Source organism: Lewinella sp. W8 (genome assembly GCF_004375085.3).
Classification (GTDB): domain Bacteria; phylum Bacteroidota; class Bacteroidia; order Chitinophagales; family Saprospiraceae; genus Neolewinella.
The window spans coordinates 104080-128264 of sequence record NZ_SNAQ03000022.1 but is presented as its reverse complement, the minus strand read 5'-3'; the positions used below and the strand labels follow the sequence as shown (position 1 = coordinate 128264).

At 53.0% G+C, this 24185-nt stretch carries 21 protein-coding genes and 1 tRNA gene; 9 read left to right on the top strand and 13 right to left on the bottom strand.

Going from position 1 to position 24185, the window contains the following annotated elements:
• Positions 1–404: 404 nt before the first annotated feature.
• Entirely contained in the window at positions 405–914 is a 510-nt protein-coding gene (locus tag E1J53_RS20815) for a sigma-70 family RNA polymerase sigma factor (protein WP_134269837.1), read from the bottom strand.
• Between the two features lie 279 nt (positions 915–1193).
• Between E1J53_RS20815 and E1J53_RS20810 the strand changes: the two genes are divergently transcribed.
• Positions 1194–2708, top strand: coding sequence for a GH3 auxin-responsive promoter family protein (locus E1J53_RS20810; RefSeq protein ID WP_134269838.1), 1515 nt, complete (start codon positions 1194–1196; stop codon positions 2706–2708).
• Between the two features lie 32 nt (positions 2709–2740).
• Here E1J53_RS20810 and E1J53_RS20805 read toward each other — a convergent pair whose 3' ends face one another.
• Both E1J53_RS20805 and E1J53_RS20800 read right to left on the bottom strand, forming a co-directional pair.
• Positions 2741–3067: a hypothetical protein gene (locus E1J53_RS20805; RefSeq protein WP_134269839.1), complete on the bottom strand. Its 327-nt coding sequence runs from the start codon at positions 3065–3067 to the stop codon at positions 2741–2743.
• Between the two features lie 5 nt (positions 3068–3072).
• A complete protein-coding gene (locus tag E1J53_RS20800; RefSeq protein WP_134269840.1) occupies positions 3073–3594 on the bottom strand; it encodes a hypothetical protein in 522 nt (173 codons plus the stop codon).
• A gap of 212 nt (positions 3595–3806) precedes the next feature.
• Here E1J53_RS20800 and E1J53_RS20795 point away from each other — a divergent pair, with 212 nt between their 5' ends.
• Both E1J53_RS20795 and E1J53_RS20790 read left to right on the top strand, forming a co-directional pair.
• The gene (locus E1J53_RS20795) at positions 3807–6560 is read left to right on the top strand and encodes a sigma 54-interacting transcriptional regulator (protein ID WP_216650085.1); all 2754 of its coding nucleotides are present in this window, start codon (positions 3807–3809) and stop codon (positions 6558–6560) included.
• Positions 6561–6625: 65 nt separating this feature from the next.
• Complete coding sequence (locus E1J53_RS20790) at positions 6626–6964, top strand: thioredoxin family protein (protein WP_173021585.1); 339 nt, start codon at positions 6626–6628, stop codon at positions 6962–6964.
• 145 nt (positions 6965–7109) lie between these two features.
• Here E1J53_RS20790 and E1J53_RS20785 read toward each other — a convergent pair whose 3' ends face one another.
• Entirely contained in the window at positions 7110–7274 is a 165-nt protein-coding gene (locus tag E1J53_RS20785) for a DUF1328 domain-containing protein (RefSeq protein WP_134269843.1), read from the bottom strand.
• A gap of 226 nt (positions 7275–7500) precedes the next feature.
• Between E1J53_RS20785 and E1J53_RS20780 the strand changes: the two genes are divergently transcribed.
• Entirely contained in the window at positions 7501–8082 is a 582-nt protein-coding gene (locus E1J53_RS20780; protein WP_134269844.1) for a hypothetical protein, read from the top strand.
• A 162-nt stretch (positions 8083–8244) separates the two neighbouring features.
• Here E1J53_RS20780 and E1J53_RS20775 read toward each other — a convergent pair whose 3' ends face one another.
• Positions 8245–8442, bottom strand: coding sequence for a CsbD family protein (locus E1J53_RS20775; RefSeq protein ID WP_134269845.1), 198 nt, complete (start codon positions 8440–8442; stop codon positions 8245–8247).
• Positions 8443–8774: 332 nt separating this feature from the next.
• On the opposite strand from E1J53_RS20775, the gene E1J53_RS20770 reads away from it, so the two are divergent.
• Positions 8775–10610 (top strand): glycoside hydrolase family 15 protein, encoded by a 1836-nt coding sequence (locus tag E1J53_RS20770; RefSeq protein ID WP_134269846.1) that lies wholly within the window; start codon positions 8775–8777, stop codon positions 10608–10610.
• Here the strand turns inward: E1J53_RS20770 and E1J53_RS20765 are convergent.
• On the bottom strand, positions 10603–12981 hold the full coding sequence (locus tag E1J53_RS20765) for a GAF domain-containing protein (protein ID WP_134269847.1): 2379 nt from the start codon (positions 12979–12981) through the stop codon (positions 10603–10605). The two genes, E1J53_RS20770 and E1J53_RS20765, sit on opposite strands and share 8 nt — an antisense overlap.
• 332 nt (positions 12982–13313) lie before the next feature.
• Positions 13314–13387 (bottom strand) — tRNA-Met (locus E1J53_RS20760).
• A 467-nt stretch (positions 13388–13854) separates the two neighbouring features.
• On the opposite strand from E1J53_RS20760, the gene E1J53_RS20755 reads away from it, so the two are divergent.
• Positions 13855–14826 (top strand): DUF3078 domain-containing protein, encoded by a 972-nt coding sequence (locus E1J53_RS20755; RefSeq protein WP_173021584.1) that lies wholly within the window; start codon positions 13855–13857, stop codon positions 14824–14826.
• 62 nt (positions 14827–14888) lie between these two features.
• Here the strand turns inward: E1J53_RS20755 and E1J53_RS20750 are convergent, their stop codons facing one another.
• The 3 genes from E1J53_RS20750 to E1J53_RS20740 are packed head-to-tail and all read right to left on the bottom strand — an operon-like array spanning position 14889 to position 16649.
• The gene (locus E1J53_RS20750) at positions 14889–15734 is read right to left on the bottom strand and encodes a hypothetical protein (protein ID WP_134269849.1); all 846 of its coding nucleotides are present in this window, start codon (positions 15732–15734) and stop codon (positions 14889–14891) included.
• Positions 15735–15749: 15 nt separating this feature from the next.
• Positions 15750–16049, bottom strand: a complete 300-nt coding sequence (locus tag E1J53_RS20745; protein ID WP_134269850.1) for a hypothetical protein — start codon at positions 16047–16049, stop codon at positions 15750–15752.
• Positions 16050–16649: an RNA polymerase sigma factor gene (locus tag E1J53_RS20740; RefSeq protein ID WP_253932180.1), complete on the bottom strand. Its 600-nt coding sequence runs from the start codon at positions 16647–16649 to the stop codon at positions 16050–16052. It abuts the gene before it with no gap.
• 319 nt (positions 16650–16968) lie between these two features.
• Between E1J53_RS20740 and E1J53_RS20735 the strand changes: the two genes are divergently transcribed.
• From E1J53_RS20735 to rsmI, 3 genes are read left to right on the top strand one after another with little or no spacing between them, the layout of a single operon-like run.
• Positions 16969–19464, top strand: a complete 2496-nt coding sequence (locus tag E1J53_RS20735) for a transglycosylase domain-containing protein (RefSeq protein ID WP_134269851.1) — start codon at positions 16969–16971, stop codon at positions 19462–19464.
• A 53-nt stretch (positions 19465–19517) separates the two neighbouring features.
• Positions 19518–20096, top strand: coding sequence for a hypothetical protein (locus E1J53_RS20730; protein WP_134269852.1), 579 nt, complete (start codon positions 19518–19520; stop codon positions 20094–20096).
• A gap of 1 nt (position 20097) precedes the next feature.
• A complete protein-coding gene (gene rsmI / locus E1J53_RS20725) occupies positions 20098–20763 on the top strand; it encodes a 16S rRNA (cytidine(1402)-2'-O)-methyltransferase (RefSeq protein WP_134269853.1) in 666 nt (221 codons plus the stop codon).
• 104 nt (positions 20764–20867) lie between these two features.
• On the opposite strand, the gene E1J53_RS20720 is transcribed toward rsmI, so the two are convergent.
• From E1J53_RS20720 to E1J53_RS20710, 3 genes are all read right to left on the bottom strand, one after another.
• Positions 20868–21353, bottom strand: coding sequence for a hypothetical protein (locus tag E1J53_RS20720; protein ID WP_134269854.1), 486 nt, complete (start codon positions 21351–21353; stop codon positions 20868–20870).
• Between the two features lie 139 nt (positions 21354–21492).
• The gene (locus E1J53_RS20715; protein WP_134269855.1) at positions 21493–22521 is read right to left on the bottom strand and encodes a helix-turn-helix domain-containing protein; all 1029 of its coding nucleotides are present in this window, start codon (positions 22519–22521) and stop codon (positions 21493–21495) included.
• A 427-nt stretch (positions 22522–22948) separates the two neighbouring features.
• On the bottom strand, positions 22949–24034 hold the full coding sequence (locus tag E1J53_RS20710) for a Fic family protein (RefSeq protein WP_216650084.1): 1086 nt from the start codon (positions 24032–24034) through the stop codon (positions 22949–22951).
• Positions 24035–24185: the final 151 nt, after the last annotated feature.

The window sequence follows — 24185 nt, the reverse complement described above, 5'->3', positions numbered from 1 at the left end:
TTAACGATACGTAAGTAACGATGGCAGCTCCACAGACGATGAGGGCTGCCATCGTCATTTACGCATCTATCCAATTTGAATGTGAGTCAAAAGGAGACAGAGCCAAACTTAAAGGAGGTGTCGCGAAAGTTCTGGATCCCTGGAATAGTTTTGATGATCTACGCCGAGACCTACGAGCAGCAAATCGGGCCAATGGCCCCGAAGAGTCAGCTCGGAGGACCGGCTTTTACGATTAAACCCTAAGACGATTCTCGTGATTTTAGTGCAAACTGAACACCCTAGGTCGATTGAGAAGTATGGGATTGGGATTTTCAACGTTTAGGCGCAGGCAAAAAAAAAACGCCAGCAGATACTGCTGGCGTTCGGGTCATGTCTATGGGGTCAATTGGGTCAAAAAGGTTCGCTTAGGCGGCTAGGGGGCGGTTGATTTTTTGCTTCAGTTGCTGACGTGCTACGAAAATGCGACTCTTTACCGTACCGATGGGAATGTCGAGCTGTTCGGCGATTTCCTGGTACTCAAAGCCCTGGTAGAACATCATAAAGGGGATACTATAAATTTCTTTCAGGCTCTTAATCACTTTCAGGTAACCCTTCATGCGCAGATTGTGCTCAGCTTCATTAGGAATGGCGTTTTTGCTTTCCAGGGCAAAACTGAAGGCTTCTACGGGTTGATTAATGTGATTCCGGCTCTTGCGCTTACGGTAGTTATTAATGAACGTATTGCGCATGATGGTGCAAATCCAACTCTTGTAGTTTGTTCCCGGGGTGAAGCGGTTACGGTAGCGATAAGCCTTGATGGAAGTTTCCTGTACGAGATCTTCAGCATCCTGGCGGCTGCGGGTGAGGCGAAGGGCGTAGGAAAATAAAAGATTCTTAAATTCTTGTGTCTTTGTGGTGAACTCCTGATTAGTCATTGTTGGTTGCGGTTAAATTTATGATTAGACACTCATACCTTATCAATAACCGTGCCAAACTTTTTAAGTAGTTGATTTTCAGTTAGTTGTAGTCTTGAGGAGGGGATCAGTCTTGATTTAAAATGATTTTATTTAATCAAAAAATCAAATTTAAACATGCGCCCTCCCCATTTTGCATCTCCTCTGACCCCATAAATCGCTATTTTTAGTTCCCTTGAGCACCGAACCCGGGGGAGGTGATTGTAGTTGGAGGGGTATTCACCTAATCTATACATACATATGGCAATTCTTGGCAGCATTATTAAGACCGCTCTTGACCTTAACGCCCAGTTGAGCTCGCCCACGGAAGACGTGGAAAAGGCGCAGGAAAAGCAATTGCGAAACCTGCTTGAATCCGCCAAGGATACGTCCTTTGGACTTTACCATGATTTTCGTTCGATTTTAGCGGCGGAGGATGTGGTGAAGGCCTATCAGGATTTGGTGCCGCTGCATGATTACCGGTCCATCAATCGTCGGTGGTGGAAGCAACAGCAGGACCATCCGAACATCAGTTGGCCCGGTCAGCCCAAGTATTTTGCCCTCAGTTCGGGGACGACGGGGAAGCGCAGCAAACGGATTCCGGTCACGGACGATATGTTGGCCAGCTTTCGCGCCGTCGGGCAGTCGCAAATCGCTGCGCTGGCCAACTTTGATCTACCGGCAGATTTCTTCGAAAAGGACGTTTTAATGCTGAGCAGCTCTGCGGACCTGACGCCCCACAAGGAGCACCTGGAAGGGGAAATCAGTGGGATCAACAGCAGTAATATTCCGGGATGGTTCGACAGCTTCTACAAACCCGGTAAAGAAATTGCGGCCATTGACGACTGGGACGAGCGCGTGCAGGCGATCGCCGAAGCCGCGCCGGATTGGGACGTGGTTGCCCTGGCCGGCATCCCCTCCTGGATCCGGATGATGCTCCTCAAGGTCATTGAACACCATAAATTGGAGACGATTCATGATCTGTGGCCCAATCTCCGCCTGTACGCCTCGGGCGGGGTGGCCTTTGAGCCCCATCGGCGAAGCTTTGATGCGCTGACCAAAGAGCCCCTTCAGGTGATGGATACCTACCTTGCTTCGGAGGGCTTTTTTGCCTTCACCGCCCGACCGGGTACGATGAACATGCGTTTGGCCATTGAACACGGGATTTTCTTTGAGTTCATCCCCTTCGACGATCGCGGCTTTGACGAAACGGGGCAGTTGCTGGACAACCCGATGGTGGTCGGCATTAATGAGGTAGAAGAAGGAGTGGACTATGCACTGGTGGTGAGTACGCCCGCCGGGGCCTGGCGTTATCTGATTGGGGATACCGTTAAGTTCTATGACCTGCCCGCACTCGAGCTCCGGATAAGCGGCCGGACGAAATATTTCCTCAACGTAGTGGGGAGTCAACTCTCGGAGGAAAAGCTCAATGCTGCCGTTGATCATTTGGCCGGAAAGCTGAACGTCGAGATCAGTGAGTATGCCGTGAGTGCGGTGAAGAATGAGGAAGGCGAATATATCCACCAGTGGGTCCTGGGCGGTGAGCAGCTTGACGCAGAGAAGGCCGCCAGCATACTCGATGAGTTTCTGCAGGACGCCAACAAAAATTACCGGGTTGCCCGTCAAAAGGCGCTGAAGGGGGTAAAGGTTTTGGTAGCCCCCCGGCGCCGGCTCTACGACTGGCTGGAGCAGAAAAAGAAAAAGGGAGGGCAGATCAAGCTGCCCAAAGTGATGAAAACTAAAATGATGAACAGTCTGCTGAAGTTTCTCCGCTAGGGGAGTATAGCAGCTTGGTAAAAGCTAGCTTGCTAATCCTGGATTTCGGACCACTGGACCGGGATTTTATTCATCATTTCAATCATTTGCATATCGGCCCGACCACCGTACTGAAAAGTAAATATTCCTCGATGTCCGTCAACTGTTTTGATGGCAAAAATTACGGAAGTCTCTCCGTCAACGGTTGATCGCTCAAAGCGATGATACTCAATGATTAATAGCTTCTTGGGTGGATAGTTCTTTCCCTGATCGACGGCCCTAAGTCCTCCGGTGGTGGGGACGAAGAGCTCCGTAAATCCGCGTTTACGGAGCTCCTCGGTGGCCTGCTTGGTAGTGTTATAGAAGTTTAGCGATGGCATTTCTCTTATTTGATGGTATTGGTTTCCTTCACGAACTGGAGTAAAATAAAGGTGATGATGATCCCCGCTACGATGGTTTCAAAAAAGGACATAGTTGCCAGCGTCATCCGGTTGATCACCAAATCGGTGGCTTCTTCTACGCGTCCGCGAATCACCGTTTGACCGCCAACGAGTAAGGCCGCAAGGGCACTCACGAGCGCGGCAGAAGCAGACAAAACGAGCCCCATCGCAAATCCGGGGCGGAAGGTTTTACCGTAGGCAGTGTTCTGCTGAACGGAACGCAGAAACAAGTAGATGACCGGAATCAGGACCAAATACTTGACGAATCCGTAGCCGGGATGGTCCCCATTAATATAAAAACCGGGAAGGAAAACAAAAAGTCCCATGAGTAGCCCGGCACCCGCTCCCCAGTAAATGGCCTTGCGGTAAAATGGATTTTTGTTGTCGGGGTCCGTCATGGTAACGTCCTGGTTTTCAGGCTCTTTAAGCTCGATTTCTTTGGTGGAATTTGATTTGTAAATATTCATGGTTATTACCTGTTTATTATTTTAACCAAAGATTTTTTGGACGTGTTCGTTTTACTAGGTGCTATCCTGCTCGGGGCAATGATTATATTTCATCATGTCGGTGAACCTAATGAGCTGCTTTTTATTTAGTTTAGTACACACCACATTAGGTGAGGACCTGACGCATGACGGAATTGAAGGAGGATTATTTGGAAGTTCTCGAAAAAACCGGGGTGCCTTCCCTAATCATCGACACCAAAGGCTTGATTGTGGGCGCCACCTCCGCCGGCGTGCGGGACCTGCACCTGTCTCCGGAAGAATTGCGGGGCCGGCAGTATCCTGGCCTGGACGCTCGCTTAAACCTCTTTCAGTGGAAGGGCTATCTGGAGGAAATCAAGAAAGCGGGCAAATTCACTTACGAAACGGATCTGGCTACGGGTAAAGACTTACTGTTGCCGGTTTCCGTCTCCCTGAGTTTCCTGGACGATGAGTTGGTGCTGGCTCGCTTCTCCAGCAAGGTGGAACCCGAGCTCCCGGAAAAGGTGCTCGCCCTGGCCGGAAAATCACTGGCCATCGGCTTTTTCTCCCTGAATCTCATCTCGCGCAACTGGACCCTATCCGAAGGAGGACGAAACCTGCTAGGAATTGAACTGCCGGAGGATGGAACCGCTCTGGACGCAGCCCTGCAATCGCTGGCGGACCGGACCACTGCGGAGAGTTGGTCGGCCCTGAAGGCGGAAGTGCGCGCAGCACTGGAGTCGCCCCAGACTATTCGGCAAACCATTATTCTGGAAACCGGTAAGGGGACACAATCTCTGGAGGTCAACATTGAGGTATTCGGAAACGCCCTCCACGCTACCCACCTGGTGGGAACACTCTTTCTGCCGGGACAGCAACAAACGGAGGTGGATGATTTCCAGGAGATCAATCGCTTCAGCATTGAATATTCCCGGGACATGATCTTCTGGACCAGGCCCGATGGCTCCATAAGTTACATGAACCATTCGGCCAGAGAAATGCTTGGTTATCCCATTGAATCTTTGCCCTCCGTGGGGGATGTTTCCCTAGGATTTACGGACGATGTCCTACGGGATTTTTGGCGACAATTACGGCAAGAAAAATATCTTGAAGGGGCATTTGAACTCATTCGAAAGGATGGATCGACCTTCCCCGTTTACGCGACCATCAACTACCTTAGATACGGTGATCAGGAGTTCTCCTGTACGTTTAGCCGCGACATTACCGCTCAGGTCGCCCGCGAAAAACGCCAAAAACTAACGGAATTCACCCTCGACAGTTCCACCCAGTCTATCCTGTGGGTGCGCCCCGACGGCCAGGTTGACTTCGTCAACGATACCTTCCTGGCTAAGACGGGCTACACTAGTGAGGAAATTCTCAACCAGGATATTGTCAAGCTTGTCCCGGAAGCAGACGAAACCTTCCGACAGCGCATCTGGGATCGGCTGAGAAGCGAAAATTCGTTCAAGTTTGAAGTAGAATTTAGGAAAGCGGACGGTAGCCTGATTCCTTTTCTGGCGACCTCCAACTACACAATTTTTCAGGGAGAAGAGTATGATTGCCTCTACCTGACGGATTGGACCCGGAAGAAAAAGCGGGATCAGTTCATCGAATTGGCGCAAACGGCCCTCGATGAAGCCAGCGACTGTATCGTTTGGCTAAGGAAAGATTTTACCGTGCGTTACCTTAACGATACTGCCTTAGACTTAGTGGGAGGAGATATGAAACAGTGGCGGGGAAAACCCGTGCATGACCTTTTTCCCGATCTTAAGGATGTTGAGCTAAGGAGTGGTGAAACGGTTGAATTTGGCTTGGCTGGCCGGGATGGAAAAAGCCATCAGTTGGAGCTGGCCTTCTCCTTACTCGAACACGAAGACGACACTTTTTACGTCCTGACGGGACGGGACGTCACCGAGCGGTACCAACGGGAACAAAAGCTCAGCGATGCCTACCAGCAGATCGAGGAATTGAGCGCCAAACTCCAGGAGGAAAACATCATCCTCAAGGAGGAGATGAACTACAATTTTGACATCAACAACATCGTGACCGTGAGCCCCAAGTACAAGCAGGTGCTGCGGCAACTCAGCCAGGTGGCGGACGCGGACTCCACGGTGCTCATCCTGGGGGAAACCGGAACGGGTAAAGAATTACTGGCCCGGGCAATTCATCGCCTCAGCGATCGGGAGGATCAGCCGCTGATCAAGGTGAACTGCGCGGCACTCCCGGAAAATCTGATCGAAAGCGAACTATTCGGCCACGAAAAGGGGGCCTTTACCGGCGCCACGGCCCGTAAAAAGGGACGCTTTGAGCTAGCTGATGGCGGCACCATTTTCCTGGACGAAATTGGGGAGATGCCGCTGATGCTGCAGGCTAAATTGCTGCGGGTACTACAGGAAGGTGAGTTTGAACGACTCGGGGGCACCGAAACCATCTCCGTAAACGTCCGGCTGGTCGCCGCCACCAACCGCGATCTCCGGAAAATGGTGGCCAAGAACCGCTTCCGGGCCGACCTGTACTATCGACTCAACGTTTTCCCCATCGAAAACCTGGCGCTGCGCGAACGCCCCGAAGACATCCCGGTGCTGGTGAAGCACTTTCTCCGGAAGTTCAGCCGCCGGATGGGGAAAAACTTTACTTCCATCAGAAAGGAAGACCTCAGTCAACTGGAGAACTACCATTTCCCCGGCAACGTACGGGAGCTGGAGAACATCGTGGAACGTGCCGTGGTCCTGAGCCAGGAGCCCGTACTGGAGATTCCGCTGGAGCGCGCGGAGGTGGGAGCGGAGAAAAATCAGGACTGGAAAACCTTCGATGAAATGCAGCGTGAGTACATCATCCAGGCCCTCCGAAAGACCAAGGGGCGAATCACGGGCAACAAGGGCGCCGGACGCCTTTTGGGGCTGAATGATCGCACATTAATGTCAAAAATGCGCAAATTCGGTATAGAAAAGCGAGAATTCCTTGTTTGAACATCTTTTGGGCAAACATTGGGGTAATTTGCCAAGTTATTGTTATACTGTCAACAATGAATTCTATGGCCCCCAGAGACCCCACAGAACCGGATGTTGAAGGAATAATAAGCGATTGGCTAAAGCAAAGTGAAGAACAATTGGTGGTGCTGCTCGCAGAGGCCTCGTGGTCCGGGAGCTCCCAGATCATGGTGGAAACCCTGCACACCATTTCCAATAATATTTCTAATCTGTACGTCAAGAGTTTTGATGTAGAAACCTATCCTGGTCTACAGACTTATTTCAACGTCCACCAGATACCTACCATTATTCTCCTCTACCGGCGAGAGGTGCTTAACACCATTGGCGGAACCATTTCGCGCAAGAAACTGGCCGCAGAAATCCAAAAATACGCTGGCTCTTAAGGGGCAGCGACCCGAGTTGCTCATTTCGGGGTGCACACTTCTCGTTTCGGGTAACTCAGGCAAACAAATTGGTATAATGAAAAACGCCACGCCGAATTCACGGCGTGGCGTTTTTCCACTTTATTAGGATTATTGTTTCCTGTGATTAGGCTTTCTTCAGCAATCCGGAAATCAGGCTTACGACCAGAAGTACCAGAAAAATGTAGAACAGAATTTCGGCAATTCCGGCCATCGCGCCGGCAAAACCGCCGAATCCGAGGACACCTGCGACAATTGCGACAATGAAGAAGATTAATGCGTAGCGTAACATGCTGTAGTTGGTTTTGGGTTAATAATCATGGCGGTTTTTACGTCGCCATTGTGCCCTTGGAACCCCCCATTTTTCCGTGGTGTTCGGAAAGATTGGAAAAATTTTACGCTATTTTCTCAACCGGGATGCTATTTACGCGGAAACTTATTGTTAGTTGATTGTCAGGTGGTTGTGCGTGGGTCTCCTCCGCCCGAACCTCTTCTGCCTTGATCCGGTTAAGTAATTGATGTCTTCAAAAATTATTTTTCAGAATGTCCGCGATGATCGCATGAAAGTGCTCTTCAGCGACGTGATCGGCCATTATCCTTTACTACAATCCCGCGTCCTCTATTTTCGGCAAATTGATCTTGCCCGCAGTGCCATGCGGGCGCAACCCGTGTTCAACTGGAGGTTTTTTCGCCGGGCGACCCGGGAGTACCGCATCGACTACAGCCAGCACCAGAAAATTGCCGCCCACACCCGGTTCCAAGACCTTCCCGATGAAGTCATCCGGGGATGGATTGCCCACGAGGCAGGTCACCTGGTGGACTACCTCCACCGACCCTGGCTAGGGATGCTTTCCTTCGGGATCAATTATGCCCTGAATCGTCCCTACCTGCGGGAAGCGGAGAAACGGGCTGACCAGATCGCCGTGGAACACGGTTTCGGGGCAGAAATCCTCGCTACGAAGCATTATCTGCTCAACAACGGCGCACTGCCCGAGAAATATCAGCGTCGGTTGCGCAAATATTACCTTTCTCCCGACGAGATCGAAGGCCTCATTCTGGCTTTCGATGAAGGCAGGGAACCAGACATTGTCGCGGTGTAAATCAAATCTTCATTTCCCGTCCGCAGCGCGCTGTCGGAGACAATTCGTCCCAGACATTTTCGGCAAAAACGGGTTCCACTTTGCTGACCATTTCGGTGAAACAACAAAAAGCCCGGCCTTCTCCGTAGAGAAGCCGGGCTCGGAATTTGGGATATACTTGGATTAGGAACCGATGCGGTCGATCATGGATTTCACCTCGTCCTTGGTCTTACCGAGTTTTTCCTGCAGGCGGCCGATCAGCTCGTCTTCCTGACCTTCCTGATAGGTAAGATCATCGTCGGTGAGCTCGCCGTATTCCTGCTTAAGCTGGCCCTTGATTTGGTTCCAGTTTCCTTTCACTTTGTCATTAAATGCACTCATAATTTATTGGGTTTTCCCCTGAAGCACGGAGCGGCGCAGTGCTGTTCGCTGAGGAGCGTACTTTATAAAAAAAAATCGGGGCAACACGGGGCGAAGAATAGATTTGGGCAACAAGTGCGGGTGCCGCGTTCCCCACCAAGGAGCCATGAAGACTGAGGAGTTCTGTGCTTTGCGATCTACCCAATTGCTGGCACCTGCGCGTTTGCGCCCTAATGCTCTGTCGGGGTCCGCGGCAAAAAACGTCAGCCGGCAATTGACCGAGATTCCGTTCGGGGAAGAAGCCACCGAACATTTCTCGGCGGAGTCCGTCTATTAAGGTAACCCCCAGATTCATGGCACAACCCTTCTCGTCTCCTCCGTCCGACTACCTGCCCATCGAGGACTATGGCATCATCGGTAACCTGCATACTACGGCGCTCGTCAGCCGCTGTGGCAGCATTGATTACTGCTGCGCCCCCCGCTATGATAGTCCGACCATCTTCGCAAAGATTCTCGACGCGGATCGCGGGGGCTACTGGTCCATCACTCCCGACGGGGCAGCCGATACGATCCGGTATAAACAGATTTATTTGCCCAATACCTGCATCCTCATGACCCGGATGCTCAGTGAAGCGGGCATTTCAGAACTGACCGACTTCATGCCCGTGGTGGAACGGGAGGGCGAACTGGGGATTACCCTGTACCGCCGACTCCGGGCCGTAACCGGCCGCCAGAATTTTCGGATGCGGTTCTTGCCACGGGCGGCCTACGGCGCCCGGAATTTCTCCCTGGCCTCCGTCCCCGGAGGATACCGGATGGAAGATCCCGAAGCCGAAGTGGACTCCCTGATCCTGGAAACGGACCTCCCCCTCCAAGCTTTTGGGGAAGGGGGGCTGGAGGCCACCTTTACGCTGGAGGCCGGAGAAGAAGTATGCTTTTTACTGCGTTCGACGGAGGTGCAGGCTTCCTGTTCCGACATATTACCGGCTTTCCGGGAGACCCACCGCTTCTGGCACGAATGGGCGGACCGTTGCAATTACGACGGACCCTGGAAGAGTGCCGTCTTACGCTCGGCGCTCACCCTGAAACTACTGACTTCCCTCCGCTACGGTGCACCCATCGCGGCGGCAACCTTTTCTCTGCCCGAAACCATCGGTGGCACGAGGAACTGGGACTATCGCTACACCTGGATCCGCGACGCAGCCTTCACCATGTATGCCTTCCTCCGTCTGGGATACCAGGATGAGGCCCAGGGCTTCATGACCTGGATCGAGCAGATCTGTGACGACCAGGAGTTGCAGCTTTTGTATACCGTGGACGGCAAAACGGAGCTGACCGAGCGGACGCTCGATCACCTGAACGGATACCGCGACAGCCAACCCGTCCGTGTCGGCAACGGAGCGCACGACCAGTTGCAGTTGGACATCTACGGGGAGCTCATCGATACCATTTACCTGTTTCACCGCGCGGGCGGAAGCGTTACCTACGCCTTCTGGCAGCGGATTGTCCGGCTGGTGGAGTACGTCCTGGAGAATTGGCGGCGCCCCGACCACGGCATCTGGGAGGTGCGGAACGAGCAGCGCCGTTTCCTGCATTCGGCGCTCTGCTGCTGGGTGGCCGTCGATCGGGCCATGAACATTGCCCGTGACCGGAGCTTCCCGGCCGACCTGGACCGCTGGCGGCAGGGACGGGACGAGATGTACCGGGAAATTCACGATAAGTTCTGGAACGAAGAAAAGGAAGCCTTTACGCAGTTTCCGGGCAGCGACACGCTGGACGCCAGCGCCCTGTTGCTCCCCCTGCTTCGCTTCATCAGCGCCAAAGAACCCCGCTGGGAAAAGACGCTGGACGCCATCGAGCGAGAACTGGCCGCCGACGTCCTCATCTTCCGCTACCGGCAGAACGGGGATGAGGTAGACGGCATTGACGGAGAGGAGAGCACCTTCACCATTTGCTCCTTTTGGTACGTGGAGTGCCTGGCCCGGATGGGGCGACTGAACGAAGCGCAGCTGGCCTTCGAAAAGCTCCTCAGCTACGGAAACCACCTCGGCCTGTTCAGCGAAGAGATCAGTATGGCGGGGGAACAGCTCGGGAATTTCCCGCAGGCCTTCTCCCACCTCTCCCTGATTTCGGCGGCCTTCCAGATTGAGAAAAAGCTGCAGAACCAGGAGGATTACTGGGTCAGATAACCGTTACCCGAATGGCCTTCAGTCCTTCCACGCCCTGCATTTTTTCCAACTCAAGGTCCTCGATTTCCTGGCTGATGTACCCCTTTAGCGCCAGGTGATCCAGATACTCCTGGTATTCCTGCCGGTCTTTATCCTGCAGCCAGACAATCGCGATTTTTCCGGCCTGCGTCAGCCGTTCGTCGGTGCCCTTGATGTACGCCTTATCAATGCGTTTCTTGATGATCTCGTACCGGATGTTGTAGGCCCCGTCCACGTCGAACTGCTTTTCGTCCATTTCAAAACGGATGCTCAGGCTGCTGTTAAAGACGAAGATCAGTTGTGCCGTGGAAAGCGGTACGGGCATACTGACCGCCTCCCGCTGCACCAATCGCGTGATTTCACACATCAGGATCAGTTGCCACAGCCGGAAATCCCGTAGGTAGAAGTCGTTGAATTCCCCTTCCTCCAGCAGTGATTGACCGAGGTACAGGTTGTATTCCACGCCGTCCGTCTGAAATTTTTCGAAGTAGTGGGGCAGGATGGCCTGCATCTTATCCTCCTCCTGCAGGAGGAAATTGCTGATGGCGTGGTTCAGCTGGGTAACGCTGTCTTCGTAGGCTTTACGGGAGCGGTAGATGATGTCCAGGTCGGGGTCGAGGGCGTCGAAGTAGGCGTTGAGGGCTTCCTGGGGCAGGTCGGGGAACCGTTTCCGAAGGTCCCGCAGCAGGGGGTGGATTTGCTTGGTCAGCAAATCAACGATGATGGATTCATCGCTGGACGCAATGGATCCACTTACGAGTTTATCGTACTGGGCCTTTACCCGTTCGGCGTAGATGTCCAGCAGATGGAAATGAACGGCTTCCCGGCAGCTGAGGAGCAGCTGGTGGAGTTGGTCCAGGTTATCGAGTAAGTCGGCCTGGATGGAGGAATTGCGTTGTTTGGAAGAACCCACGATATCGGCCTGGCCGTAGAGGGGGTAGACATCCTTGAAGACAATTTCGTCGGGAATCGACGTTTGCCGGTCAATGGTGCGCTCCCAGTAGCACTTGCTGGCTACCTGGCGAAACTTCCACTCCACACTGGGATGAATGGAGGTGAACTCCTGCTGCATCGTCAGGCTGATGGAGTTCTCCATTTCCGACAGGAATTTATTGGTGCCCATTTGGATCAGGGAGATAAATTCGTCCAGCTGCCGCAGCGTGAGCTGGCTGAAGGCGTAGGGGTGGGGGGCGCCCAGTTCAAGAATGCTGACCAATTTCCCCTCCTCACTCAGTAGGGGCGCCAACAACAGACTACGGACGTTATGGTCCAGAATGTTGGTCTCCAGGTCCGACAGGTTGGGGCGCTTCCGGAGGTCATCAATGATGATGGCCTTCTGGTAGCGCGCCACCTGACCGTAGGCTGATTTGGGGTCGCCGAGTGCCGCCTGAATGGCGACGGCGTCGTAGGTACGCAACAGGGACCAGGTGAGGTTGTCTACGTAGGGCCGCCGGGCCGTTTGCAGGACTCCGAAGGTCAGCTCGGGAAGGTCCAGGAAGGTTCTGGTCAGGGTTTCCAGGTAGGCCAGGTCACTTTCGTGGTCGCTCTTGCCACCCTCATTGGCCGCCATTGCTTTCAGCGTAGAAAGGATCTCCACCTTGGTGACGTCGGCGAGGACACCGATGACGAAGCCTTCAAAAATGAAATTTTCGGGCGGAATGAGCTCCAGCCAGAGTTCCTTGTCGTCCAGATTGTTCAGGAGCCGATGAATCTGCTGTTGGCTGAGTTTTTTCAGCGGCTTGATCGGTTTGACTTCCATGTAGTCCAACTGGACGTCAAACTTGAAGTGTTTTTCCACCCTGGTCTTGCGGTCGCGTAAGACCATGCCCTGATTGGAAAAGATTTCCACGTTTTGTCGGTAGAAGGTATTGAGGACGGAGGTGCCGGCCATTAAAGTTTCCTTGAGGTCATTGCTGATCAGGCTGCGGGGATCTACCCGGATTTCCCAGCGATCATTGGTCATCTGTTCGAGTAGGGCGTCGGTGCGAAACCGGAAGGCGTGCCCCTCGAAGGGGCCCTTGATGAAACCCATTTTTCCCCGGAAGAAAAAGGAGGGGAAAGTGTGTAACATGAGGTTTTCTACGTCCGGATCGCGTTGTAGTTCCTCCCAACCATGCGGAGACGCCTGAATCTTTGCCTCCGCCTTTTTCAGATCTTCGATGGTTTTGAGCAGGGGGCTATCCCGTAAGGCATTTCTCTTTCCTTCCAGCTCTTCGATCAGTTTACGGACGCTGAATACGGAGGCATAGACTGATTGGGGGTCATTGTCCCGGACGAAATCCTGGAACACGCTCAGGGGCACGAATCCCTCTTCCATCGGGATGAGGATGGGTTTGGCGGATGGATTTGCCATGGACTACGTTTTTCGGGCCACTGATGATTGAAAGTTAAGGGTTGCCGGCATACTGCCCGGGAGCGGCGGTTGGTAACTCCCGTTAAACCGCTAACGTCACGAAAAGGGGAAAGGGTGGGGCGGAACTTCCCCTGGCGTTCAGTTTTTGCTGTGCACAGCACAAAAGCCTCGTTAAAGAGGCGATGTATAGTCTTCTTCTTTCGTGGAGGGCCTTTACGTAGCGCGAGGTGCCCCGATAGCTATCGGGGGAACCGCCGACCATTCTCTACAGTCATCCACCTGGCTGGCTAAAAAGAGAAAAGGCCCTCCACATCGTGAAGGACCTTCTTTCGTAGCGCGAGGCGGACCCGAACCGCCGACCTCAGGATTATGAATCCTGCGCTCTAACCAGCTGAGCTACCGCGCCATGTGGTGCTTTAATCGCAAGCGTTGAGCTTGCCGGACGGTGGCCTCGTGGTTGTGAATCCTCCCCGATAGCTATCGGGGTAACCAGCTGAGCTACCGCGCCGTTTGGTTAAGCGGCTGCAAAGATAGGCGCTTTGTGGTTTTTGTGCAAGACCTGTGCGTTTTCTTGAAAGAATCTTCGGCCCCGACCCGGGAACACCACGCTGCCTGGCCACCGGAAGATTGCCGGCACCTGCGCTTGCGCCCAAATTTTATTTGCCTGCGATGACCGCTGCCCTTTGCGATGATACAATGGGCAGAGAGCGGTCAATGGTTTCGGTCACCACCAAAAAATGGGCAGCTGATGATAAATTTTGCAATTTTGCGGGTGACTTTATGAGGTTTAGGGGTCTAAAACCCCGGACACTACTCCGGAGTCTTTCGGTCGACCCTGGATATCATTTTACTTACCATCAAATTTTCACTCGTATGAAAAATTTTTTCCTGTTAACGCTACTGACGCTGCTGTCACTGAGCGGTTTGCAAGCCCAGACGCTGGAGGAGCTGAAGGCAAAAAAAGCCGAACTGGAAGCCAAGAAGAGCGAGATCATGGCGGAAGCCAATTCCTTCAATGGGGAGATTGCTGACCTGCAAAAGGAAATTACGCTGCTGTCTGGCTGGCAGACCGGGCTGACCGGCCTGGTGGGACTGAACTTCAATAGCTCCAGCAACTGGCAGGCTAACGCCAACCCCAACAGTTCTTCTTCTGCCCTGAACCTGGGCATCAACGCCTACGCCAACATCATCAAGGAGAAGTCCTTCTGGCGGAATACCCTGGCTACGAACATCAGCTGGCAGGGACTCGACAACAACACCAACGATGATGACGGTGGCACCGGCTTCCTGGCCAACCGCAATGGTGACGTGCTGATCGGTTCTTCCCTCTACGGCCTTCGCTTCAGCGAAAGCCTGGCCGCCACTGGTTTACTCGACCTGAATACCTCCGTGTTCAATTTCCTCTCTCCCGGTACGGTCGACGTCGGCGTGGGGGTTACCTGGACGCCAAAGACCATTCCTAACTTGGTCGTCGTGGCGCACCCCCTGACCTACAACTTCGCCTTCTCCGGTTTTGAGGGCATCGAAAGTCAGTCCGCACTCGGTGCGAAGGTCAAAGCGACCTACGCCCTGGAGCTGCCCGGTGGCGTTACCTGGTCTTCTAACCTGGGTATGTTCCTTCCCTACGACGACACCCAGACGCTCATCACCTTCATCGACGAAGACGGCGTAGAGCAAACCAGCGAAGAGGGATTGTTCTCCTACACCTGGATCAACTCCTTCAACATTGCTGACCTCTGGAAGGGCATCGGCGTCGGCTTTACGGTCGGTATCCGTCAGGCTGGATTTGAGTACCCTCCCGGACTGCAGTCCTACACCGCCATGGGCCTGACCTACAGCTTCTAAAGCTGCGGGGGCAACCCAAAAAAAAAGCCCGGTTCGATCTCGTCGAACCGGGCTTTTCTCTTTTACTTCCGTCCCTCTTCGTGGGGCGGAAGGGCCGGTCCGGCATCCGGACGGCTGTGGATTTCTACCCCCTCACTGGCCACCTTACTGAAGGGAACGATGAAGTCACTCTCATCTCCCCGCAGGGTGAGGGCATTGTTGTTGATGGTGATCACCTCACCGCGTTTTCCTTCGATGCTGATTTCATCGCCCACGCGGATCCGACCGCGGTTGTAAAAGGAAGCGAGGATGCTGCCCATCAGATGACGACTGGCCAGGCCGTAGCCAATGGCAAAGGCAGCGACCACGCCGGCCACGATGATGGAGATGTTGTCTTCCATGAATTCCGTTTGCAGCTGGGCCTGCCGCAACGAAATGAGGATGATGTTCAGGAGAATGAAGTAGAAGACAATGTTAGAGATCAGGTTGCCGGAGGAAATCCCGAGACCGCGGCAAGTGGCGGCGACTACCTTTTTAATGGAGTCGGCAATGAAGACCCCAATGAGCAGGACGACGAAGGCCGTAATGGCGTTGGGGATGTAGGCGATGGTGGACACCATCATGTCGGAGATGACCTTCATACCCAGGGCCTCAACGGTAGCCATCAGGAAGACGATGATCGTCAGGTAATAAATGATGGCCGCCCCGATTTTACTGGGGACAATTTCAAAGCTGGAATTTCGGATCAAATCCACTTCGCCGAGCTTCTTGGCGAGGCTGTCCAGGCCAATGGCCTTGAAGACCCGCTCCACTACCTTGGCCAGCACCTTCGCCAGAATCAGACCAATGATGAAAATGGCACCTGCCTTGAGCAGGGCGGGAATGACGGCGAATAAGGAATTAATCTGAGTGAGCAGTTCGTCTAACACGGGTGGTCTTACTTTTTATCTGATAATCTCGTCGTTGTTATCGGGGCCCTTGGGCGCTCCCGGACCGAGGGGAGGATTGTCGGACTCCTCGTCGTCGATTTCCTCGATGGTGCGGTATTCATCGTCATCGTCGATGGGGTCACTGCCCATAATGGCGGTCATGGTGTCGGCCATCATGGGAAGGTACATCTCAAAAAGAGATCCGATGAATTCATAAGTGCTGAGTTTGGTTTCGACCTGCTGGCGAACCCGATCCTGACGCAGTTCTACGAACTGGTTGATCTCTTCCTCCTTGATTTGCAGAAAACTGCTCATTTAAGAAAGGCTTTTTGCCGGAAAAAGCTTTTGGTGAATCTTGAGTGCTTTCTCCTTGGCGCGTTTGAGCTGCATCTTTACTGCAGATTCATTTTTTCCTAACATCTCGGCGATGGCTTTGATTTTTACGCCATCCTTATACTTCAGCAATAACAGCGTGCGATCAGCATCCGATAACTTATTGAGTACTTTCCGAAGTTCATTCAATTGTATCCGGGTCAGCTCTTCGTCGTTGTCATCTTCTTCCTCCACGTCGGGGGGATTGTCCAACTCATCAGCGAAAAGCGCACGGCTGCGCTTTTCCTTGCGGATTTTATCAATGCAGTAATTATACGTCACGGAATAAACCCAGGTAGAGAACTTAGACTGGCCCTGGAACTTGCCCAGGTTCAAAAAGACCTTGGTGAAAATTTCTTGTGTTGCGTCTTCGGCTTCGTCTTCATTACGAAGCATGGTGATCGCCTTACTGTATATTTTAGCTGCGTAGCGATCGTGTAATAGTCTAAAACAGGTAGCATGCCGCTTTTCCCGGTAAGCACGGATGATGTCCATGTCTTCCATGGTCGGCGTACAAGGTCCCGAGGCCGTTGCGCTTGCCATCTAAGCTGAATTGTGTTGCTTAGCCGAGGCCAACAACTGTTATTAAGACGTTAAGATTTTTGATCGGTCACAAGATAGACATTGTTGGTGGGCAAACAAGGTTGTTTGGGGGTAATTCTGTCAAATCTGGGGTCTAAAACTGTTGCAATCAGACACTTGTGGGTAGTGGTGGCGGTAGCGTATTTATCAAAGACAGGGGGGCAGAATGCGCTTTTTCGTTTTGCCCGGCTTACCCCGTCCCAAAAGTTTTCTCTTCCGGACCGCTAAAATCTAATCCCCGCTCAAAACGTTTACTGGTTTTCGGCCATTACAAAAAGCAATGCAACAGTACTGGGATACATTCAAGGCCTTCGCCGCGAAATACGGTAAGCTATGCTGGGCGTACCTCCGGGAACAGCCCCCCCTGAAGTTAATCTTCCTGGGGGTACTGATCCCCACGGTGTCGGTGGCGCTCCTGTTCGGAATTCTGTTCATGCGGGTGCTCAATGAGCGCTACGGCCACCTGCCCGAACACGAAGAACTGGCCCTGATCGAAAATGCCGAAGCCTCCTCCGTCCTCAGCGAAGACGGAGTACTGCTGGGTAAGTACTTCCGGGAAAACCGGATCAGCGTTTCCCAGGAAGACATCTCTCCCTACGTAGTGGACGCCCTCATCGCCACCGAAGACGCCCGCTTCTTTGAACACCAGGGCATCGACCTGCGGGCCCTCGCCCGCGTCGCCGTGCGCACCATCCTGCTCGGCGACCGGAGCAGCGGCGGCGGAAGTACCATCAGCCAACAGCTCGCCAAACAACTCTACCCCCGCCAGCCGAACGGCCGCTTCGGCATCCTTAAGACCAAACTGCGGGAAATGGTCATCGCCAGCCGCCTGGAAGAGGTCTACTCCAAGGAAGACCTCCTCAACCTGTACCTCAACACGGTCCCCTTCGGAGAAAACGCCTACGGTATCGAAGTAGCCTCGGGCCGCTTTTTCAGTAAATCCGCCAGCGAGCTTACCGTGGAGGAAGCCGCCGTGCTGGTGGGCCTGCTCAAGGCCAATACCACCTACAATCCCCGTCTGCGCCCCGAAGCGAGTCGCGGACGGCGCAACGTCGTCCTGTCGCTGATGGCCAGAAACGGCAACCTGTCGGTGGCGGAAGCCGACAGCCTCACCGCTCTGCCGCTGGAAATCAACTACCGCCGGGAAAACAATAAGGTGGGCGGAGCGGCCTACCTGCGCGATCGCCTCCGCCGGGAAGTCATGGACATCCTGCAGGACAAAACCCACGCCGACGGCCGCCCCTACGACATCGATCGGGACGGACTCCGGATCTATACCACCATCAACAGCAGCCTCCAGCGTTTTGCGGAGGAGGCTGTACGCGAACAGATGCCCACCATCCAGGGCAACCTGGCCATCGACTGGAAGTCGGCCAAACGGGCACCCTGGGAGGATGCCTTCCTCAAAGAAGTCCGGCGGAGCCAGCGCTACCAGTCCCTGGAAGCCAGGGGCATGGAAGAGGAGGCCATCTTTGCCGCCCTCCGCGAGCCGGCACCGATGACCATCTTCGACTGGAAGACGGCCGGCCCCAAGGACACCCTGATGCGCCCCATGGACAGCATCCGGCACTACTTCACCCTGCTGAACGCCGGCCTGCTCGCCACGGAACCCAAGACGGGAAAGGTCCTGGCCTGGGTGGGGGGCGTGGACTACAGCTACGTCCAGTACGACCACGTATCCGCCCGCCGGCAGGTGGGCTCGACCATCAAGCCCGTCATCTACGCCACCGCTCTGCAGGAGGGTATGCTGCCCTGTGAGTACACCCCGGCCCAGCAGTTTACCTACGAAGACTTCAACAACTACAACCCCCGCAACCCGAGCGGGGAATACGAGGGCGCCTACTCCATGCGGGGCGGCCTGGCGAAATCCATCAATACGGTGGCCGTGAACGTGGCCGTCCGGACCGGCCTGCCGCGGGTGGTCCGCGAAATCCACGAGATGGGCATTGAGGGGGAAGTGGAAGAAATCCCCAGCGTGGCCCTCGGTACGGTAGAGGCCAGCCTGATGGAAATGAACACCGTCTACGCGGGCTTCGCCAACCGCGGCCGCCGGCCGCGCGGGGTTTACTACCTCGATAAGATCGAAGACGCCTACGGCAACATCGTCTACGCCGCCGAACCGAGAACGGACTACGTGCGGGTGATGAGCGATACGGTGGCCAACGTGGCCACCTACCTCATGGCCGGAGTGGTCAACCGCGGCACGGCCAGCCGACTGCGCACCACCTACGGCCTCCGGGGCGCCATGGCCGGCAAAACGGGCACCACCCAGAACCAGAGCGACGGCTGGTTCATGGGCTACACCCCCAAGATGGTGGTCGGTGTGTGGGTGGGCGCCGAATATCCGGCGGTCCACTTCCGGACGCTGCGCCGGGGCTCGGCCACGGCCACGGCCCTGCCGGTGTGGGGCACCTTCATGCGTAAGGTGCAGGAGGCCGAGGAGGTAAAAGATTTCCGGGGGGGCTGGTTCCCGAAGCTGGACGAAATGACGACGGCCCTGCTCGAATGTCCGGACTACCTGGAGGAACTGCCCATCTACCGCGATCCGACGGAGTTCAACCCCGCCGACGATCTGCTGGCCCGCCTGCGGGCCTTCGAGGCCGAGGAAATCGAGCGGATGATGGCCGAAAAACGCCGCCGCGCCAACGAAACGCCCGAAGAATACGCGGACCGGATCGTGCGCCAGCTGGAACGCGACGCCCGTCGGGACGAACGCCGGGAGCGCCGGAAAGAATTCTGGTCCAAAACCCTTTTTGGGAAGAAGAAGGACGGTTAGTCCTGAGTAGCCCTTAGCTTTGTGCCCACCTTTCACCGATAAACCACCTGCCGATGGCTTCGCCGATTGAACAAATTCTGGAATCCGTAAAGAACCTGGACTTCTCCACCATCGAGAAGGTAACCGGGCACCGGGCCGATACGGTAGATGAGTTTATGGCGAGGACGCAGGTGCGGGGTAAAACCAATTTTGGCCGTGGTCTTGTGGCCGGCCTCATCGGTGGGTTGGTCGGCGCCGGGGTCAAAATGCTCGTGGATCGGGCCGTTACCCCGGACCAGGAGCACTTTGAAGACAAGGCCGCCGCCGCCGTGGTGGATTCCGCCGACCTCGAACTCACCGAAGATCAGCAGGCGCTGGCCGAAACGGTGGTGGAACTCGGCATGGGAGCACTGGTGGGTGGCCTCTACGGTCTGCTCGTCGAAGCCATGCCCGAGGCCCAGAACGAAGACGGCGCCGCACTGTGGACGACCACCCAGCAGGTGGCCGCCCCGCTCCTCGGACTGGCCCCGGCCGCCCTGCAGGACGAAGCCCAGGACCGCCTCGGCAACCTGGCCGGCCACGTGGCCTTCGGGGCCACGGTGGAGGTCGTGCGCCGGGGCGTACGCTACGCGATGGAAGAAGATATCCTATAGGATGCTGTACCTGGTCCCCACCCCCATCGGCAATCGGGAAGACATGACGGCCCGGGCCATTCGCCTCCTCGGGGAGGCCGACCTGATCCTCGCCGAAGACACCCGTACCAGCCGGCCGCTGATGCAACACTACGGCGTCGAGACTCCGCTGCGGGCCTACCACGCCCACAACGAGCACAAGGTAGTCGATGGCCTCGTCGCGGAGCTGAAGGAAGGCGCCACCTACGCCCTCATTACCGACGCCGGCACCCCCGGCATCAGTGACCCCGGTTTCTTGCTCGTCCGCGCCTGCCGGGAGGCGGGCGTCGAGGTGAGCTGCCTGCCCGGTCCGGCGGCCTTCGTGGCGGCGCTTGCCGCTAGCGGCATCCCCTGCGACCGCTTCCACTTCGAAGGCTTCCTGCCCCACAAAAAGGGCCGCCAGACCCGCCTGCAGTACCTGGCCGAGCTGCCCCATACCTTCGCCCTCTACGAGAGTCCGCACCGCATCGCCAAGCTGCTCGGCCAACTCGAAGAACACTGCGGCCCGGACCGGCTCGCCTGCGTCGCCCGCGAAATCTCCAAACTCCACGAAGAAATCACCACCGCTCCCCTGTCCGCCCTGAAGGCAGACTACGCAGCGCGAGGTAAGGTGAAGGGGGAGATTGTGGTGGTGGTGGCGGGAAGGTGATGGAGGCTGGGTGCTACTCCCTGGATATATGTCGTGGCGGACTTTTACCTGGCATGGACGTTTTAGCCTTTGTTAGCTGCTGGCTTCTTTTTTTATTCGATTATTTACCAAAACTTCCACCAGGGTTTTCCGCCATTTTCATCCACTTCAATAAATCCTTCGGGTATTTCTCCGTCAAAATTCATATATTTTTTTACTGCTATTGCCGTGTAATGATAGACATTATCCTCTTCGCCATTTTGTAGTCGTTTCATTACTCGATGAGCTGGAAACATTTCAGTTCCATTTGCCGAAACTAATTTGATATTTATTTCCCCTTGTGGATCATTATCATCGGTTACCCATTTTGTTGCTTTGGTATTTCGAATTATCACTTCTCCGATGTAGGAACTTATTGCAAATAATTTTCCTCCTAATCCGCTCGCAAATAACCCGTCAGGTCTTGGTTGCCCGTTTTCAAATTGTTCAGTTAAGACTGTTTCAATATGTTCCACACTTTTTACTGAGAAATCTAATTCTTTGTCGAGTGCTCGAAATGCTTGTACAAGCCAATTTGCTGATTTTTTAATGTCTTTTTTCAAAGATGCCATTCGTTAAATTTTGGTGTTTATTGATTCGTAATTAAAGGTTTACTCATTATTCGTCGCTACGAATATGCTGTTTTTTCTGTTTGCCACCAGCTCCGGACTTGGCTCTGTGCGAGGAACGAGTATTGTGGCAAAGCTAAAATTAGGCACCGTTTATTATTTCTTTTAAGTCAAAATAGTACTTCTTATGAATCGGTCCTTGTTGGAAGTCGTCACTTCTTAAGATCAATTCGATCGAAATCATGCATTCTGCATAATCACTTGGTAGAGCTCCAATTAGAATTTCATCCAGAAAAATGTTTTCCTCCCGATCTCTTTGAGAAATTGTTACTGCGTAACTTTCACTAGCTTTCCTTAGCCTCGAAACTTTGTATGAATCATGCTGCTGTTCTATCTCTAAATCAAGTATAGTGAGATCAATCTTTGGAGGAAAGTGTTGAGGATAAATTCCTGATAGCCCTTTATCTTCAGTCTTGTCTTTGAAGTCGAATTTTTTCTGAAGACTAATGCCTTCTTTGTACTGCAACCTCAGCTCTGCATCAAACCCGATTGATTTCCTTGATAGATTTTCAATCATAAAATCAATAAGAAAGAGCGATGGAATGCCCTTAATGGGCGATACAAAATATTTAGATATAAATGGCGTAACCTTCAAGTCTGATACCCGGTCTCTTGCCTCAAGTCTTTTAGTATAGATTTCTTCGTAGTCCTTTCTTGAAAGTTTTCGAGTACTAGTCCCAGTTCGAATAAAACCATCCCCTATTCTAAATTCTTGACTACCGCCATCCGTCCTTCGTAGGTGCTTCCTAAATAAATAAGGTCTTTCTTCATTATTCGATATGATGAACGCTGACAACGTATATCCCTTATATTCAAAAACTCTGTAAGCAAAGTTTATTCTTGGCTCAATATTGTCCTCAACAAACTGCTGGTAGCTTGCTTGATCAGTTGGCGATTCTATATTGACAAATTCAGATGCCATCCCATCGAGTTCTTTGACTCCTACTAATATATATTTTGGCTCTTTCGATGGATGATTAGCCATAGCCGAAATATCTTTTAGGAGTTCATTTTTCTTTGGATGCTTCCCTAAAGGATACTCGTAAGCCTTGAAGTCTACATGTACGCTCTCAGAGTGATATTCGATTATTTCAATTAATTTTTCAACCATGTCTTTTCTTCTGATCTCTTCGTACTTCTTCTAATGGGGCCTGACATGTTTACATCCGCATTACGCATGCACCAACTGTCTGTGGTTTCAAGTCCTGCTGTTCAGGATAACAACCCAACTTTCTTTCTTCACGTAGTCGTAAAATAGCACTTTGGCCCCGCATTTCGGGGAAAAACTTGACGTTGTTGCCGTCGGCGTCGCAATGACAAAGTTGACGTGGTCTCAAGGAATACACCAAAAACCACGCAACTCAATCACGGTCATCGCTTCCCTCCAAACGGTTCCGCTTCTGGATATCACATGACCACTGGTTAATAGAATGGGTAGGTTGTTCCGACCTCCACTAATTCCTTCTCCTCAGCCTCATCCTTCGCCTCCTCCTCCCCAGCCCAGGTTGACGCCGGGCGCAGTGTTGTGGCCAGTACCTTTATTCTTTTAGTAGTAAAAATAAATCTACGTTGATGTAGATGGTTTCTCGACCGACCCGTTTGCTTTTCAAAACACCAACCTCTTCCAGTTGCCGCAAGTACCGAGAAGCCGCCTTCCTTTCTACGCCCAATTTGTTAACGACGTATTCAATTTTTGAATATGGCTGCTCAAATATTAGTTCGACTAGTTCTCGCGAGTAGATTTTTGGAAGGCGTGATTTTATGAGCGCTATCTTTTCTTTTAGCTGGGATCGTATGGCTAGGATCTGCCGCTTTGTTTCTATGGCCGTTTTCTCCACGGCATCCAGCATAAATAGTATCCATTCCTCCCATTCACCCGTTTTATTTACCTGATTCAGTAGCCTGTAGTATTCTGGTTTGTTTTGAATAATATGTGAACTCAGGTATAGTATTGGAATATCGATCATGCCATTCATGATCAGAAATAGAATGTTGAGAATCCTTCCCGTTCGTCCGTTACCATCATAAAATGGATGAATGCTTTCAAACTGGAAATGCAGCACTGCTAACCATATCAAATCGGGCACTCCATCCCTCAGGCTTTTGTCATTGTAGTATTTTATAAAGTTTGACAGCAGGTTTTCTATTTCGATTTTGTCTTGAGGAGGAGTATAAACTACTTCTCCCGTTGCATCATTTTTAAGAACTGTTCCTGGCGTAGACCTTATGCCGGCATCGTTATTGATTAAGTCCTTCTGAATATTGACAATGTCGTTGACCCGGAGGAATCCTTGAACTTTGAAAATTTCAAATCCAAGCATGATGGATCTCCGGTAATTGACCACTTCTTTAGTTTGGGGTCTAACCGTACTGTCCTTAGTCGCTAGAGCTTCGTACAGTTCGTCCGTACTCGTGATGATGTTTTCGATCTCCGAACTATCTTTTGCTTCCTTTAGAATGATCGCATTGACCAGCATTTGCTGGCTAGGAATGGTTTCAGCAATTCCCTTCAGTTCAGCTATCGCAAAAGTAGCCGAAGTGGCTTTCTTCAGCGTGGCTATCGTTTGAATCTTCTCCGTTGCCGGCGGAAGATAGGGTAGTTGATATGGTGTCTTTTGTCCCACATCATAAATATAAGGGACTTTTTTTGTATTTTTGGTACACAAATGGCACGATTGCATTGGCCACAACCTTTGGATACATCTGCATAGCGCATGTGTAGCCTCCCCGGGAAACCACCCTCGCCCATCTAAAGGAGAAAGCTACCAACCGGTA